We start from the raw sequence: 16,938 nt of genomic DNA on the forward strand, positions 1-16,938 counted from the left end.
CAACTATTTTTACCGGTCGAATTACGCTAAATTATACGAATAAAAAAATCCCTTCCAAATAAATGAAAGAGATTTTAATTATGTTACTAAGACGCAATTTATTAATAGTCCTTGCTGTATCCGCCGCCGCCGCTTCTGTTACCACCACCGTATCCGCCGCCGCCACTTTTCTTGTAACCGCCGCTGCCGCCGCTTCCATATCCGCCGCCGCTGCTTCTTCCGCCGCCGTAACCGCCGCCGCCGCTTCTTCCACCACCACCATATCCGCCGCCGCCACTTTTCTTGTAGCCGCCGCCTTCTGGACGAGGTTGAGATTCATTAACGATTAATTTACGACCTTGCACTTCACTTTCATTTAAAGTAGCAATGGCAGTCTTGGCTGCTTCATCGTCTTCCATTTCAACGAAACCGAAGCCTTTGCTGCGTCCCGTATTTTTTTCTTTGAGAATCTTTGCACTTGTAACAGCACCGTACTGGCTGAATAAGTTACTTAAATCATCGTCAGTCATTGACCAACTGAGATTACCAACATAAATGTTCATTGTAAAAACTTTTTTTTAAATAAATTTTGAGAATTCAATTAATGAATTAGTAGCTACAATGAACTGAAGAAACCTAATTTAAGAGAAACATCAGCCAAAAGAGAATCAAACTAAACCCATTAACCAATGTTAAAGATAGTCATTTCTTTGATATTACATAAACAAATAAAATTGATCGATTGATTTGTTCCAAAAATTTTTCACGTTTTTTCCGTTTCCCGTCTATACCGGTTGCTGCTTGAATTTGTTGTACCTGAACTATTTAAAAAAATAAAACCCCACTTTTTTAGTGGGGTGCTATATAATTATTATTTATGATATTATTCTGAGATTACTTCAAAATCAACTTCAACCTCTTGTCCTTTGCCAAAATCAATCTTAGCTTTGAAATTTCCTAATTCCTTAACCTCATCGATTATGTGAATGCGCCTGCGGTCAATTTCATATCCTTTTTGTTCCCGAATAGCCCTGGCGATCTGTACCGACGTAACGCTTCCAAAGATTTTGCCACTGGTTCCTGTTTTAGCCCCAATTTTCAAAGGGGACTCTTGTAAAACGCCTACTACGTTTTTGAACTCAGCAAGAAGTTTCTCCTCTTTTTTGGCAAGTTGTTTTCTTCTTTCTTCCAATTGCTTTAAATTAGAAGGATTGGCTTCAACAGCCATTTTAGATGGTATTAAAAAGTTACGGCCGTAGCCACTTTTAACATTTACAAGCTCATGTGCACCGCCTAAATTATTTACGTCTTGTATTAAAATTACCTGCATAATTACCTCCTTATTTTAAAAGATCAGTTACATACGGCAATATTGCCATTTGACGGGCTTTTTTTACAGCATCACTTACTTTGCGCTGGTATTTAAGCGAGTTCCCGGTAATACGGCGAGGCAGCAATTTTCCCTGCTCGTTTAGGAATTTTTTCAAAAAATCCGCATCTTTATAATCAATATACCGGATGCCTAATTTTTTGAAACGGCAGTATTTTTTTGGTCGCTTTTCAGCTTTAATTGCTGTAAGATATTTTATTTCATTTGCCTTAGCCATTTGATACCTCCGCTTTTTCGGTTTTAGATGCTACGCCATTTCTTTTTTTTGCATTGTACACGACGGCGTATTTGTCGAGCGCAGTAAACATGTGACGAAGTACTGATTCGTCACGCAAAAGCTGAACATTCAGCTTTTCATTGAAGTCGGATGGCGCTTCATATTCCAGAACCCAGTATAAACCTGTGGTTTTTTTCTGAATAGGATACGCCAGTGATTTTAGTCCCCAGGCATTTTCGTGCACAGCCTTTCCTCCATTCTCAGTAAGGAATGAAGTAAATTTTTTCTGAGCGGCTTTATATTCCTCTTCAGAAAGCACAGGGGTAAAAATCACCATCAATTCGTAATTCTGCATTTCCCTTGTTTTATGCCGTTTTTATACGGCAGGTTAATAAATAATTTTAATTTGGGCTGCAAAATTAATGTTTTTTTTGTTGCAAAATAACAAAGCCAACTTATTATTTCTTTCTTTATAGCATACTTATCTTTATAGCATACCGAGTTTCTTAAATGCCAGTTAGTCATGTGCAGAAAATGCAATTGATTCTGCGGACTAAAGCTCCATTTTCCAGCAATATTTTTTTTGAGGATCTGAAAATTAAGCTTTCGCAAAAAATTAGTCAGCGGAACCATATGTTGCAGCGATCTTCTCCAAGTCGCATTGAATGAAATTCTCAACATGGGTAACCCAATCTCAATAACAACAAAATTTTTGACGCACAATTATCCACTGCTATTATTTACGTTTAAAAAAGAAAAAGTCCGCCAAAAATATTGACAGACTTATATATCATGCTATAAAATGCTTACTTCGCTAAAGACTGAACACCCCTTGTTAACTTACTTTTTAAATTGGCGGCTTTGTTTTTGTGAATGATGCCACGTTTAGCTAACTTATCGATCATAGAAGATACTTCAGGAATTTTTTCCGAAGCGTCCTTTTTCGTATCAATTGCTTTCAAATCACGAATTGCGTTACGGGCTGTTTTTCCGTGATAACGGTTACGTTCATTACGTTTGCGGCTCTGACGGACATCTTTCTTTGTTGCTGAATGGTTTGCCATTAAATAAATTTTTTGGGCTGCAAAGATAGTGTTTCTGATGAAAAAAGTGTCTTTTAATTTCTTGTTTTAAAATCCCGCATTACCGGGATAAAAGAAACAATTTTTCAGCATACTATATTTAATGAAGCATTTACAAAAAAGATTTAGCCAAAACTAACGATATTTGCAATTCAGCAATTGCAAAGAAATTTAATAGTCAATATCCCCTAATAATTTGTAATAACTTTCTCTTATCATGAAGGATTTTTCTTTTATAACCAATTCGCATCCGGAATATATAGAAAATTTATACCGGGATTTTTTAAATGACCCTTCCAGTGTAGATCCTGAAATGAAGAAATTTTTTGAAGGATTTGATTTCGCATTTTCTAATATTTCGAATAAACTCCATGTTAATGGATCGGCAAACGGAGATGCTTCAGTGGCCGAGAAGAAAGCCATTTCTGCAGACTCATTCGACTGGATGCGTGAGATTCGTGTTTATCGCCTGATTCTTGGATATCGCAACAAAGGACATTTAATAGCAAAAACAAATCCTATTCGTCCACGTAAGGATCGGGGTGCAAATCTTGATCTCGGTTTTTTTGGGTTAACTCAAAATGATCTGGATGCCACTTTTGAAGCCGGAAATTTGATTGGTTTGGGGGCAACAACTTTACGCAATATTCTCGGCCATTTACAAGCCTGTTATGCATCTCATGTAGGTATTGAATTTAAATACATAAGCAATCAGAAAAAAATTGACTGGCTTACTAATGAAATGGAACATGGATTTACCAATCCTTTGCCTATTGAAAAAAAGAAGCAGGTTCTTCAAAAATTGAACGAAGGCGTAATGTTCGAAAAGTTTTTGCATACAAAGTATGTCGGCCAAAAAAGATTTTCATTGGAAGGGGGAGAGAGCACTATTCCCGCTTTAAACGAGATTATTAATACGGCTTCTGAAAATACGGTGCGGGAAGTAGTAATAGGTATGGCTCATCGCGGAAGACTTAATGTTCTCGCAAATATTCTTGGCAAAACGTATGAGCAAATTTTCACTGAGTTTGAGGGAAATTCCATACCTGATACAACAATGGGTAGCGGTGATGTAAAATATCACATGGGATACAGTAGTGAGATCGAAACGGATTCAGGTAATAAAATTCATCTTAAACTGGCTCCCAATCCATCGCACTTAGAAGCAGTAGATCCTGTTGTTGTAGGATTTGCAAGAAGCAAGGCAGATGTAATCTACGACAGTGATTACGACAAGATATTGCCAATTCTCATTCATGGAGATTCTTCCCTTGCGGGACAGGGAATCGTATATGAGGTTTTGCAGATGAGCGGTCTTCCGGGATATTACACCGGGGGGACTTTGCATTTTGTGATCAATAATCAAATAGGGTTTACAACAGATTTCGATGATGCACGTACGGCAGATTATTGTACTTCCGTTGCGGCAATGGTTCAGGCGCCGGTGTTTCACGTAAATGGGGATGATGTGGAAGCAGTAGTAAAGACTGCCCGAATTGCAACCCGCTACCGGCAGGAATTTAACAGTGATATTTTCGTTGATATGGTTTGCTATCGCAAGCATGGTCATAATGAAGGAGATGATCCTAAATTTACACAGCCGGGCTTATATGCCATTATTGACAAACAGCCTAACCCTCGTGAAGTATATATAAAATGGCTGATGGAACAGGGCGATGAAGCTACTGCAGAACTTGCCAAGGCAATGGAAAAGAAATATTGGGCCGACTTACAGGAACGGTTAGACGAAATAAAACAAAACCCTTTACCTTATAATTATCAAACTCCGGAATTATGGTGGCAGAATTTACGACGTGCAACCAAAGAAGATTTTGATCAGTCTCCTATAACCGCAATTTCAAAATCGGAAGTTGAAAAATTGTTTAATGCCATAATGAAATTGCCTGAAGGTTTTAAGCCGCTTAGGAAAGTTGAAAAAATACTCCAGGATAAAGTGAAACTCTACGAAGTTGACGGAAAGTTTGATTGGGCTACCGGCGAACTGCTATCTTATGCAAGCATCTTACAGGACGGAAGGGATGTACGTATGAGCGGCCAGGATGTGAAAAGAGGTACCTTCAGCCACAGACACGCAATTTTAAGAGATGAAAATACAGACGAATATTATAATCGTTTAAGTCATGTTGCCGAAAAACAAGGCCATTTCAGAATATACAATTCCCTATTGAGTGAATATGCAGTTTTAGGTTTTGAATATGGTTACTCTATGGCTAATCCAAATTCCCTCGTAATCTGGGAGGCGCAATTTGGTGACTTTGCAAATGGAGCGCAAACTATCATAGATCAATTTATTTCATGTTCGGAGCAAAAGTGGAGAAGGATGAATGGCGTTGTTTTATTATTACCTCACGGTTATGAAGGGCAGGGCCCGGAACACAGCAGCGGAAGAATAGAAAGATATTTGCAAATGTGTGCGGAGTTGAATATGGTTGTAACCAATATTACAACGGCGGCAAATTTGTTTCATTGTCTCCGGCGGCAAATCACATGGCCATTTAGGAAGCCATTAATTAATTTTTCTCCGAAAGCAAATTTAAGGCATCCCAAAAGTTATAGTGCCATAGAAGAATTTACATCGGGTGGGTTTAAAGAAGTTGTAGATGACTCATCCGTAAATAATGCATCCGATATTACCAAGGTATTGTTTTGCAGCGGCAAAATTTATTTTGATTTATTAGAGAAAAAAGAAAAAGATAACAGAAACGATGTTGCATTAATAAGAGTGGAACAGTTATATCCTTTACCTGCAAAACAAATTGAAAAATTATATCAAAAGTATAGCAAAGCAATCTGGTATTGGACGCAGGAAGAGCCGTTGAATATGGGCGCTGCTTCATATCTGCGCATGAACCTTACTTCTATAAATTATGGTATTATAAGCAGGCCTGCAAGTGCAGCCACGGCTTCCGGCTTTTCTAAAGTTCATGCAAAGGAACAGGAGGGTATACTTGAAACCGCCTTCTCTTTGTGATTCGGCTACCTTTGACTATTTCTTATTTTAGCTTAGGTTTGTAATTCTTAAAAATAACACATGTCGATAGAAATTAAAGTGCCTTCAGTGGGTGAAAGCATCAATGAAGTAACACTTACTAAGTGGATAAAAAATGATGGGGATTGGGTGGATAGGGATGAAGTAATTGCAGAACTGGAAAGTGAAAAAGCAACATTCGAAATTAATGCGGAGAAAGCAGGTGTTTTGCATACTATTGCTAAAGAAAACGATACATTAAAAATTGGGGATATTGTTTCAACAATTGACGATACAGCAGAAAAACCAGTTTCTGCCCCCAAAGTCTCAGAGGCCGAAAAGGCGATTTCAAAAAATAACCAAGCGAAAACAACTATCAAGGAAGAATCCGGAAATAAAGAAATAAAACAAGAAGAGGAGAAATCTCTGCCGCCAATTTCCAAAGAGGTGAAAGCAACTCCGGTTGCTGCGGCAATGTTAGCAGATAACAAGGTAGATGTGAAAAAAGTTACACCTTCAGGATCGAATGGGCGAATTCTGAAGCATGATGTTCTTGAGGCGTTAATGAATCCGGGTCGGGCCGTGGGTAAGCAACTATTCGGCCGAGAAGAGAAGGCTGAGAAAATGAGCAACTTGCGAAGAACAATTAGTCGCAGGCTTGTTGAAGCAAAAAACACTACAGCCATGCTTACCACTTTTAACGAAGTGGACATGACATCAATAATGGATTTTAGAACTAAGTATAAAGAAGTTTTTAAAAAGAAGCATGAAGTGAACCTTGGCTTTATGAGTTTTTTTACAAAGGCATGTTGTTTTGCTTTGCAGGAATGGCCCTCTGTAAACGCAAGCATTGACGGTGACAATATTGTTTATCATGATTATTGCGATATATCTATTGCTGTTTCTTCGCCCAAGGGGCTTGTAGTGCCGGTAATAAGAAATGCCGAAAGTCTTAGCATGGCCGAAATAGAAAAGGAAGTCGTTCAATTAGCTACTAAAGCAAAAGAAAGCAAGCTTACTATTGAAGAAATGACCGGAGGAACATTTACAATCACTAACGGTGGAATTTTTGGCTCACTGATGAGCACACCGATCATAAATATTCCGCAAAGTGCCATATTAGGAATGCATAACATTGTGGAGCGTCCGGTTGCTGTAAAAGGCCAGGTTGTTGTAAGGCCCATGATGTATGTGGCAGTAAGTTACGATCATCGTATCATCGATGGACGCGAGTCCGTAAGCTTTCTTGTTCGTGTTAAGGAGATGCTTGAAAACCCCGCCCAGCTTTTATTTGGGAAAGATCCCGTAAAAGCTTTACTTGAGCTTTAAGTTTATCCGATCGTAATAAAATAAAGCTGATGCAAATAAGCGGAAAAGAAATACCTTCTGCAAAAGACAACAATCATTCTCAGCGATATTTACAATACGCTGTTGCTATTCTTACTTCGTACACCGGACAACTGCCTTTCAACATTTTCTTAAAAAAATATTTTTCTTTAAATAAAAAGCACGGATCAAGGGATAGAAAATTGATCACTTCTTTATGCTACAATTTTTTTCGCTTAGGCTTTGGAGTTAGTATACATGAAGATCCGAATCAAAAATTCTTCCTGGCAACTTTTTTATGCGAAACCAAACCTTCTGCCTTACTCCAGCTTTATAAACCCGAATGGAATAATTCAATTTCACTACCATTAGACGATAAACTTAAAATAGCGGAAGAAAAATTCTCGGTTGACAAGCTATTTCCTTTCATGAATGAATTAAGCAATGAAATAAATCCCGAGCAATTCAATTGTTCATTTTTAATTCAGCCAAAAATATTTATAAGAATACGACCGGGATTCAAAAACAAGGTGCTCAATAAGATAAAACAGTCGGGATTTTCATTTACAGAGTTGGAAGAGAACTGTATTGCATTTTCCAATAATGAAAAAATAAGTAGTGTGATTGCGATAGATGAAGAGGCAGTGGTGCAGGATTTGAATTCTCAAAAAACATTAGACCTGCTTAGACCATTACCGACTAAAAGTAATGCTGAATTATCAATTTGGGATTGCTGTGCAGGAAGTGGTGGTAAGTCAATTCTTGCCTTCGATCTTTTTAAGAAGGTTCGTTTGACGGTTAGCGATAAACGAAAAGAAATTCTTGAAAATTTAAAATTGCGTTTTGCAAAAGCAGGTATAAAAGATAATAAATTAATTGAGGCAGACCTGGAAAAACTACCGGTAAGACTAACTGAATCATTTGATATAATAATTGCCGATGTACCCTGCACGGGTTCAGGAACATGGGCGAGAACTCCGGAAAGGTTACTTTTTTTTAAGGAGAATGAGATAGAAGAATATGCTTTGCTTCAAAGGAGAATCATAAATAATGTTTTACCTTATTTAAAGAACAATGGTTATCTCTTATATATTACCTGTTCAGTTTTCAAAAAAGAGAACGAGGAAAATGTAGAATTCTTAAGGGAAAAGTATAAACTGAATTTGATTAAATCTGAGTACCTGAAAGGATTCGAAATGCAGGCAGATAATTTATTTGTTGCATTGCTGACAAAAGCTATTGATAACACTCAATTTATTGGGCAATAACTTTAAAGCTTTCTTTACTTTGGCCATCACTAAACCGTAGCGTAAATAAGCCATGTTGCAAAGGCTGTATATTATTGAACGGTATAACCTGCTCCTGCCCTGCCTGCAAAGGCACTTGTTGAGTAAAATATAATCTTCCCGCAGCATCATACAGCCTGAAAATTCCGTTAGCAGTATGCGGTGGTTTAATAGCCACATTGAAATGATCGCTGAACGGATTTGGATAAACCTTAATCCAACTGCTTCCCAATATTGTATTGATGTTTCTTAAAGATCGCTGTTGAGCCAGATCATCGTAGGCAATTTGAAAATTCGGGATGCCATATCCAATACGATCATCTGGTGCGGTGTAAATACTACTGCTTTTCTCAACCGTATGGATAATTTCCATATTGGTAAAGTCAGGAAAGGCCTGCCACAGGCATGTTATGAGGCCAGCCATATTTGGCGTAGCAAAGGAGGTTCCATTTCCGGTTATGATTGTACCGGTTGTAGATGATAAAGCGGTACCAACACCTACAGATGCTACTTCTGGTTTAACTCTTCCGTCGCTTGAAGGGCCGTAGCTGCTAAAGCTACCAATGACTCCGGAAGTATTGACTGCACCGACGGCAAGAATGCTGTCTGCATCTGCAGGCGTAGTTATAAAATGCCACGTGCTAGTTCCTTCATTACCTGCTGCTACAACCACGATCATTCCTTTTTTTGCAGCAAAGTCTGCTGCTCTTGCAGAAATGGTTGTATGACCATTCATGTCGGCATAAGCATGATTGAAGATGGGATTGTCAAATTGATTATACCCCAATGAAGTTGATATAACATCTACCCCGAGACTGTCGGCTCTTTCGGCTGCGGCGGCCCAGTTTTGTTCCTCGTTCGGTGACTCGGAATACACATCTTCGGTTCTATATAAATAATAATTTGCTTTGGGGCAGCTGCCAACAAGCTGGCCGGGAATATTACCCGCCATAATTGAAAAACACATCATACCATGAAAATAATCTTCGTTTACGCTTACCTCGTTAGCAACATAGTCATAGGTTTCTTTTACCTGGTTATTGTTTATCACACTATCAAAAGCCGGCAAACTGAGGTAATGATAAAAACCGGCGTCAAGTATTGCTACCGACATGCCTTCGCCATGAAATCCTTTGTCATGTACATATTCTCCGTTGTGAATGTGGATCTGGGCATATGAATTTCCATAACTATAAAAATCCTGGATATTATTGTTTCCCTGCAGAGTTGTAATAGAATCTATTTGTTCATTGAATTTGTTATTGCCAGTATTATTAACACTTACTGGTTTTTGAACTGGCTGTGCTGCTATCACGAAAGGGAAATTATTTATTTTTACAAGCGCAGCGGAGTCGGTAGTTGCAATATCAATCTGGTTAAGCCATTTCGACTCGTTAAGAATTGTAACAGTGCCGGCTAACCGAACACTATCAATATAACGGGGTGTAATAGGTAAATCCGTTTCATCTATAGCGATCTTTTGCCGTGTTCTTCTCGCAATAGCTTTTGCCGAAAGGTAGGCAGATGGTTTATCTATCGTAAAGGGTGTGCCGGCTTTATCTTTAAACCTTACTATATATTTTATAAATTGTGCATTCGAATTGTATACACCCAGGGCAAAACAAAAAAATAGAAAATAATATTTTTTCATAAGAACAAATGGAAGCAAATCATTATTTGCAAAATAATATTAAAGCTCCTGCTAAAGTATTTCACCACCCTAATTGTGATCGATGATACTGAGCGTTACTCCATAGCCTGTGTAACCATGCTCGGGACAAACACATCCCTGGTATTCCCAGTGTATAAATTCCCGGGAAATTAATCCAACTCCTTTTGCGTACTTTTCAAAAGCGTAGTTTTTATAAGCATATAAAGTTGCCGGGCCTACCGGGTTGTCGCCCTCGTATTCATCTCTCTCAAACACCTTTATTGTGCTGTCAAAATTTAGTGAATTAATAGTTAGCGGAACGTCTACACTATCATAAATATAATCCCAGTCATCGAGAAACTGTTGGTCAGAATTAATTGAATATGTATCAATATAAGAGTTTCCCTTCCACGAAAAATCCTGTTTAATAGGAACTTCCAATTTCAAAAATCGAAGATTATTTTCGACATATTCAAGTGAGTTGAAAGAAGAAACTGCCATGAACGTGTTATTCGGCACCCAATCTTCTGAACTATCTTTTCGAATATAACGGATAATACGATAAGCTGGCCTGCCGAGATTGTCGGTTATTTGTGCATCAACTCTGTCCTGCGCCTGGTAACTAACAATAGTATCCTTTTTGCCAAAATTTATAAATAGAGTTGAATCCAGGTTATAAGTAATATATTTCCCAACCTGTAGTGGAAAATAATCATTTATAGATTCGGACTTGAAATTGGCGTTTTCTTTTTTGCACGAAATAAAAAAAAGAGAAATAAAAGACAATCCAATAAAATATTTAGTCATATGGGGAGATGATTAAAATATTGCTTTAAATAATACAAAAAAGAATATTTGAACTGTTAAAAGGCTGCTTGTTGGATTTTATTATCTAGCTTCTTTGAATAATTCCTCCACCGATAACATCGTCTCCTTCATAAAACACCGCACTTTGTCCCGGAGCAATGCCCTTTACATCTTCATAGAAACGGACATTTACACCCTTTTCGTATAAAAAAAGACTGGAAAGTGCACCTTTATCTTTGTACCTGATTTTCGTAACAGTTTCCATGCCGTCAGTAATGCCGTCGTACTTTATCCAATTAATTCCGGAAACCTGCATATCGTTCTTTCTCAGGTCATCTTCGTCGCCTAAAACTATGGTATTAGTTTCCGGGATAATAGCCGTAACAAATGCTGGTTTGCCCAATGCTATATCAAGGCCTTTGCGTTGGCCAACGGTATAAAATGGATAACCCTTATGCGGCCCCAGAATTTTACCAGACTGGTCAACAAAAAAACCTCCGGACACCTTTTCTTCCAGGTCGGGAAGTTTTCTTTTCAAAAATCCGCGATAATCATTGTCGGGCACAAAGCAAATTTCATAACTCTCACTTTTTTTTGCGAGTTCAGGATATCCAAAATCCTGAGCCATTTGCCTTATTTCAGTTTTACGGTAAGTGCCTAATGGCAAAAGGGTACGACTCAGTAAATCCTGCTGTAGGCCCCAAAGTACATAACTCTGGTCCTTGGTTTCATCAATGCCTTTTCTTATAAAATATCTTCCATTATTGTGCTGGTGAATTTGCGCATAGTGGCCTGTAGCAATGTAGTCGCATCCCAATACATTTGCCCTTTTCAACAATGCCCGCCATTTAATATGCGTGTTGCACATCACACACGGATTGGGCGTGCGCCCGGCTATGTATTCTTCAACAAAATTGTCGATAACGAAATCGCCAAATTCTTCGCGAATGTCTAAAATAAAATGTGGAAAACCATGTTGCACGGCAGCGGCCCGGGCATCGTTAAAACTATCTAAATTACAACACCCGGTTTCCTTGTTATTATTGCCACTACTGGTCGCGTAATCCCATGTTTTCATAGTAATTCCCACAACTTCATATCCTTCGTGATGAAGCATAAGAGCAGCCACGGTACTATCAATACCGCCGCTCATGGCCATCAAAACTTTACCTTTTTTACTCATCTTTTTAGTGTGACCTGCAAAGATAAGATAGTTTGCGGTTTTGATTGGTTTGCTTCGGGACCGAAAAATTCGGGGCTCTGGTCATTAGTTCTTTATTCGGCAATAGATCGGGCTGTTCGCTTATATCTTTAGCTTCGCTAAAGGATACCGCTTCCATCCCGCAGCCATTCATCAGTAGATTCTTTGATCAACAAAAATGGTAAACATCCCAGGTTTTCAAAACCTGTGAGGTTTTAATTAACTTGCGCACATGCAACAATATCTTCAACTTTTACAAAAAATAATTAATGAAGGAGCCGATAAAAGTGACCGTACAGGAACGGGTACACGAAGTTTATTCGGCTACCAAATGCGATTTGATCTTAACCAGGGATTTCCTTTGGTTACTACAAAAAAACTGCATTTAAAAAGCATTATCTATGAATTACTCTGGTTTTTAAAAGGCGATACTAATATTAAGTACCTGAAAGAAAATGGCGTAAAAATCTGGGATGAATGGGCAGATGAAAATGGAGATTTAGGACCCGTATACGGTAAACAATGGCGAAGTTGGGAAGGAGCAGACGGTAAAGTAATTGACCAGGTAAGTGAATTGATTCACCAATTAAAAACAAATCCTGATAGCAGGAGAATGATTATTAGCGCCTGGAATGTCGCAGACTTGCCCGAGATGCATTTGATGCCCTGTCATTGTTTGTTCCAGTTTTATACTTCGCCGCCGGGTGATAACGGTCGCAGAAAATTATCTTGCCAATTATACCAGCGCAGCGCCGATGTATTTCTTGGAGTTCCATTTAATATTGCTTCTTATGCATTACTCACCATGATGATTGCACAGGTATGTGATATGGATTTGGGTGAGTTTGTTCATTCATTTGGTGATGTGCATTTATATAAAAATCATTTTGAGCAGGCAGAATTGCAGCTTACGAGAAAACCATTTCCACTTCCCGAAATGAAAATAAATCATGAAGTAAACAATATCTTCAATTTCAATTATGAAGATTTTGAATTGATAAATTATCAATCTCATCCGGCAATTAAGGCGCCGGTGGCTGTTTAGAAAAGTTGAGTGGTCAATTAGTTTATTGGTTAAATAGTAACGGTCTTTATGATACCACCAATTAAATTATCTATCATGGAGTTTACCTTGGAAAAATTGGAAGTCTATAATATTGCTGAGATATTCTCTGATGAAATTTGGGATATAGTTACCAATTGGGATTATTTTAAAAAAGATACAATAGGAAAACAATTGGTAAGAGCCGCAGATTCCATCTCAGCAAATATAGCAGAAGGTTATGGACGCTATTATTACAAAGAAAGTAAACAGTTTTATTTTTATTCCCGCGGTTCAATTCAGGAAGCAAAATCGTGGTTATCGAAATGTTTAAGAAGAAAGATCATTGAGCCTGCAATTTGTAATTCATTAATCGAAACCTGCAATAAAATTCTTATTATGCTAAATGCAATTATAAAGTTTGTGGCAAAGTCCCAAAAGACGAGGTCAAATGATAATAGACCGATTTACTGATAACTAGTTAACTTATAAACCAATTAACTTACAAACCAATTAACCTAAGAATGCTTTCACACATTGTAGCTGCTTCAGAAAATAATGTTATTGGCGCCGACGGCGATATGCCGTGGCATTTGCCTAATGATTTTAAATACTTTAAAAACAAAACCTGGGGAATGCCTGTGATTATGGGCCGAAAAAGTTACGACGCATTAAAGGAATCACTGCCTGGCCGTATTAATATTGTGGTAACCAAAAGAACAGATTTTCATCCGCGGGATGCCTTTGTATTTAATAATATTCAAGATGCAATTGAAAAAGCGAAAGAAAGTGATGCCAAAGAAATTTTTATAATAGGTGGAGGCGAAATTTTTAAACAAACCATAGATATCGTTTCGAGAATTTATTTAACAAGAGTGCATGCCACGATAGAAGGCGATACTTATTATCCTGAAATAAATAAAAAGATTTGGAAGCTGGTGAGTGCACAATCATTTCCTGCGGATGAAAAAAATAATTATCCTTACACATTCGAAGTATGGGAAAAGACTGCTGACGCTTCTTAAATAATCCAGGATGTATTCCTCATTTCAAATCGCAAAAAAATATTTTAAATATTATTTCAATGCCCAAAATGGCAAGGGGCATGGTGTGCATTCCCCTTTTGTTTTTGATTTTATTATTCATGTTTTAAAGGATACTAAAGAATACGATTGCTATAAACAAATTGAATCTCTTCGAAAAAAACTTCTTGAAAATGGTTCAACCATAGAAGTAGAAGATTTTGGTGCAGGCTCGGCTGTGATTCCTTTTAAGACGAGGAAAGTGAGCGCCATCGCAAAGTCTTCTTTAAAAAATAAAAAATTTGCCAGTTTTCTTTATAGAATGGTGAAATATTACCAGCCAAAAAGTATTATAGAATTAGGAACATCTTTTGGAATTACTACTTGTTATATCGCAAGCGGAAATAAGAATGCCGACATTATTACTTTTGAAGGTTCGAAGGAAATAGCCAGGATTGCCAGGCATAATTTTGCCGAGGCTAACATGCAAAATATTAATCTAATTGAAGGTAATTTCAATGAGACTTTTTTTGAAGCCTTACAAAAAATGGAGAAGGTCGACCTGGCTTTTATTGACGGGAATCATAAAAGGGACGCAACGCTTGATTATTTTTTAAACTTATTAAAAAAATCAACCGATACTTCCATTTTTATTTTTGACGATATACATTGGAGTAGCGAAATGGAAGAAGCATGGAAGCAAATACAGGAGCATGATGCTGTGACATTAACCATCGATCTTTTTTTTGTCGGCCTTGTTTTTTTTAATCCTGATTTTAAAGTAAAGCAACATTTTACAATAAGGTTTTAAATTTTCGATACCTTAGACGCATATTTTATACTATGATCATTGGTGTTTTAAAAGAACCCTCACCCGAAACCCGAGTCTCAATTTTACCCGAACATATAGCGCTTTTCAAAAAATTAAATGTGGATGTTTTGATTGAAATTGGCGCAGGTGCCAATGCATTTGCTTCAGATCAAAAATACGCGGAAGCAGGCGCAAAGGTGGTTTCGAAAGAAGATGTTTTAAATATTTCCAACATCATATTGTCTATTAATATTCCATCAGCAGGCTGTATTGCTTTAATTCAATCTAAAATTCTTCTCGGCAATTATCAGCCTTTGTATAACGCTAACGTAATGCAAACGCTTGCAGAAAAAAGGGTTACCACGTTTAGTATAGACATGATTCCGCGTACTACCCGTGCACAAAGTATGGACGTGTTGAGTAGCCAGGCGAATATTGCGGGTTACAAAGCTGTATTGCTCGCTGCCAACATGTTCCCTAAATATTTTCCCATGTTTATGACAGCTGCAGGTAGTATTCCTCCGGCAAAAGTTTTAGTTCTTGGGGCCGGGGTTGCGGGTCTACAGGCAATTGCAACTGCAAGAAGATTAGGTGCCATTGTTGAAGTCTTTGATACAAGGCCGGCTGTTAAAGAAGAGGTGATGAGCCTGGGTGCAAAATTTGTAGAAGTGGAAGGGGCGGCAGATTCCAGCACAGCGGGAGGGTATGCAGTGGTACAATCAGAAGAATTTTTGCAACGACAAAAAATGAAAATTGCCGAAAGTGTTGCCAAGTCTGATATCATAATCACAACAGCACAAATACCCGGCAAGAAGGCGCCGATTTTAATTACTGATGAAATGCTGAAATCAATGAAAGACGGATCGGTAGTAATTGATTTGGCGGCAGCCACAGGAGGAAACACTTCATCAACGAAAAATGAGAAAACAGTTAAATATTATGGAGTAAGTATTGTCGGCGATTCAAACCTTCCGGCAACCATGCCTTCTGATGCCAGTAAACTTTATGGAAAAAATATCATTAATTTTTTGCAGTTGATTATAGATAAAGAAGGAAAACTGAATTTAGATTTTGATGATGACCTGGTAAAAGGAACCTGCATTACTCATAATGGTAAAATAGTAAATGAGCGGGTAGCCAATTTGAAAACTAATTAATTTTTTTTATGCAATCGGTTATTAATTTTTTACACGAAAATATAGAAGCAGTTTATATAGTAATTCTAATGATATTTTTAGGTATTGAAGTCATTGGAAGGGTGCCAAGTGTACTGCATACACCCCTGATGAGTGGTGCCAACGCAATTCATGGTGTTGTAATTATTGGCGCTATAATAGTAATGGGTAAGGCAGAAAGCGGAAATTATTTGGCGCTCATTTTAGGATTTTTAGCCGTTGTACTAGGAACATTAAATGTAGTGGGAGGCTTTGTAGTTACCGACAGAATGCTAGAGATGTTTAAAAAGAAGAAATGAAACTTATTTCGAAGAAGACAAAACTATCGGAGTCAATTTATAATTAATTAAAATTCGTGAACTATTAAACTACTTAACCAATAAATGTCGGCCATTTTATCAATTTGGTATCTCGTTGCTTCGGTGACTTTTATTCTTGGATTAAAAATGTTGTCTAATCCGGCAACAGCAAGAAGGGGAAATCTTATCGCCGCAGGAGGTATGATCATCGCCATTCTCGGAACTATTTTTTTATATGATAATGACGGAAAAAAATTAGGAAATTATCCCTGGATATTTTCAGCCATTATTATTGGAATTGTTATCGGCACGCTTGCAGCAAAGAAAGTGAAGATGACCGCAATGCCCGAACTGGTAAGCTTTTTTAATGGAATGGGCGGAGCATGTGCTTCTTTAATTTCTATAGTAGAGTTCGATTATTTGTTCCGGACTAATAAAATGCTGGATGCAACATTCTTTTCGGGTGTAGTTCCTCTCGGGCATTACCTTGCAATTATTGCGGGAACTATTATCGGCAGCGTTTCTTTTGCTGGCAGCATGATCGCGTGGGGTAAGTTGAACGGAAAAATTAAAGACTTCACTTTTAAAGGTCAACACAGTTTTAATCTTGTTGTTTTTGCTTTAGTGCTTGCCGGCGCGGTATTTACTTATCAAGCTAATG

Annotated in this window: 18 protein-coding genes; 10 read left to right on the forward strand and 8 right to left on the reverse strand. The window is 37.8% G+C overall.

Annotation, left to right across the window (positions count from 1 at the left end):
* Window positions 1-101 precede the first annotated feature (101 nt).
* From ACO1O5_RS08055 to rpsT, 5 genes are all read right to left on the reverse strand, one after another.
* Window positions 102-542 (reverse strand): RNA recognition motif domain-containing protein, encoded by a 441-nt coding sequence (locus ACO1O5_RS08055; protein WP_486269328.1) that lies wholly within the window; start codon window positions 540-542, stop codon window positions 102-104.
* A gap of 320 nt (window positions 543-862) precedes the next feature.
* The gene (rplI, locus tag ACO1O5_RS08060; RefSeq protein ID WP_486269329.1) at window positions 863-1,309 is read right to left on the reverse strand and encodes a 50S ribosomal protein L9; all 447 of its coding nucleotides are present in this window, start codon (window positions 1,307-1,309) and stop codon (window positions 863-865) included.
* 10 nt (window positions 1,310-1,319) lie between these two features.
* Window positions 1,320-1,586: a 30S ribosomal protein S18 gene (rpsR, locus tag ACO1O5_RS08065; protein ID WP_150414683.1), complete on the reverse strand. Its 267-nt coding sequence runs from the start codon at window positions 1,584-1,586 to the stop codon at window positions 1,320-1,322.
* Complete coding sequence (rpsF, locus tag ACO1O5_RS08070; protein WP_486269330.1) at window positions 1,579-1,941, reverse strand: 30S ribosomal protein S6; 363 nt, start codon at window positions 1,939-1,941, stop codon at window positions 1,579-1,581. The genes rpsR and rpsF overlap by 8 nt, the downstream gene beginning before the upstream one ends.
* A gap of 451 nt (window positions 1,942-2,392) precedes the next feature.
* Complete coding sequence (gene rpsT / locus ACO1O5_RS08075; protein ID WP_486269331.1) at window positions 2,393-2,650, reverse strand: 30S ribosomal protein S20; 258 nt, start codon at window positions 2,648-2,650, stop codon at window positions 2,393-2,395.
* A 235-nt stretch (window positions 2,651-2,885) separates the two neighbouring features.
* Between rpsT and ACO1O5_RS08080 the strand changes: the two genes are divergently transcribed.
* Genes ACO1O5_RS08080 through ACO1O5_RS08090 form a run of 3 tightly spaced genes read left to right on the forward strand, consistent with a single transcriptional unit; the run spans window position 2,886 to window position 8,251 of the window.
* Window positions 2,886-5,660, forward strand: coding sequence for a 2-oxoglutarate dehydrogenase E1 component (locus ACO1O5_RS08080; protein ID WP_486269332.1), 2,775 nt, complete (start codon window positions 2,886-2,888; stop codon window positions 5,658-5,660).
* Window positions 5,661-5,720: 60 nt separating this feature from the next.
* Window positions 5,721-6,986 (forward strand): 2-oxoglutarate dehydrogenase complex dihydrolipoyllysine-residue succinyltransferase, encoded by a 1,266-nt coding sequence (gene odhB / locus ACO1O5_RS08085; RefSeq protein ID WP_486269333.1) that lies wholly within the window; start codon window positions 5,721-5,723, stop codon window positions 6,984-6,986.
* 29 nt (window positions 6,987-7,015) lie between these two features.
* The gene (locus tag ACO1O5_RS08090) at window positions 7,016-8,251 is read left to right on the forward strand and encodes a methyltransferase domain-containing protein (protein ID WP_486269334.1); all 1,236 of its coding nucleotides are present in this window, start codon (window positions 7,016-7,018) and stop codon (window positions 8,249-8,251) included.
* Here the strand turns inward: ACO1O5_RS08090 and ACO1O5_RS08095 are convergent.
* The 3 genes from ACO1O5_RS08095 to mnmA all read right to left on the reverse strand — a co-directional run bounded on the left by ACO1O5_RS08095 (window position 8,238) and on the right by mnmA (window position 11,910).
* Window positions 8,238-9,920 (reverse strand): S8 family serine peptidase, encoded by a 1,683-nt coding sequence (locus tag ACO1O5_RS08095; protein WP_486269335.1) that lies wholly within the window; start codon window positions 9,918-9,920, stop codon window positions 8,238-8,240. The two genes, ACO1O5_RS08090 and ACO1O5_RS08095, sit on opposite strands and share 14 nt — an antisense overlap.
* 69 nt (window positions 9,921-9,989) lie before the next feature.
* Window positions 9,990-10,727 carry a hypothetical protein gene (locus ACO1O5_RS08100; RefSeq protein ID WP_486269336.1) on the reverse strand — a complete coding sequence of 246 codons (738 nt, stop codon included), beginning with the start codon at window positions 10,725-10,727 and terminating at the stop codon, window positions 9,990-9,992.
* A gap of 85 nt (window positions 10,728-10,812) precedes the next feature.
* Entirely contained in the window at window positions 10,813-11,910 is a 1,098-nt protein-coding gene (gene mnmA, locus ACO1O5_RS08105; protein ID WP_486269337.1) for a tRNA 2-thiouridine(34) synthase MnmA, read from the reverse strand.
* A 250-nt stretch (window positions 11,911-12,160) separates the two neighbouring features.
* Between mnmA and ACO1O5_RS08110 the strand changes: the two genes are divergently transcribed.
* The 7 genes from ACO1O5_RS08110 to ACO1O5_RS08140 all read left to right on the forward strand — a co-directional run.
* Window positions 12,161-12,973: a thymidylate synthase gene (locus tag ACO1O5_RS08110; RefSeq protein WP_486269338.1), complete on the forward strand. Its 813-nt coding sequence runs from the start codon at window positions 12,161-12,163 to the stop codon at window positions 12,971-12,973.
* 75 nt (window positions 12,974-13,048) lie between these two features.
* Window positions 13,049-13,444, forward strand: a complete 396-nt coding sequence (locus ACO1O5_RS08115) for a four helix bundle protein (protein ID WP_486269339.1) — start codon at window positions 13,049-13,051, stop codon at window positions 13,442-13,444.
* Window positions 13,445-13,494: 50 nt separating this feature from the next.
* Window positions 13,495-13,995: a dihydrofolate reductase gene (locus ACO1O5_RS08120; RefSeq protein WP_486269340.1), complete on the forward strand. Its 501-nt coding sequence runs from the start codon at window positions 13,495-13,497 to the stop codon at window positions 13,993-13,995.
* Between the two features lie 10 nt (window positions 13,996-14,005).
* A complete protein-coding gene (locus ACO1O5_RS08125; RefSeq protein WP_486269341.1) occupies window positions 14,006-14,803 on the forward strand; it encodes an O-methyltransferase in 798 nt (265 codons plus the stop codon).
* Window positions 14,804-14,835: 32 nt separating this feature from the next.
* The gene (locus ACO1O5_RS08130) at window positions 14,836-15,960 is read left to right on the forward strand and encodes a Re/Si-specific NAD(P)(+) transhydrogenase subunit alpha (RefSeq protein ID WP_486269342.1); all 1,125 of its coding nucleotides are present in this window, start codon (window positions 14,836-14,838) and stop codon (window positions 15,958-15,960) included.
* An 8-nt stretch (window positions 15,961-15,968) separates the two neighbouring features.
* Entirely contained in the window at window positions 15,969-16,277 is a 309-nt protein-coding gene (locus ACO1O5_RS08135) for an NAD(P) transhydrogenase subunit alpha part 2 (protein WP_486269343.1), read from the forward strand.
* Window positions 16,278-16,361: 84 nt separating this feature from the next.
* A partial coding sequence (locus tag ACO1O5_RS08140) for an NAD(P)(+) transhydrogenase (Re/Si-specific) subunit beta (protein ID WP_486269344.1) occupies window positions 16,362-16,938 on the forward strand: 577 nt, incomplete at its 3' end.

The organism is Ginsengibacter sp. (assembly GCF_057362405.1).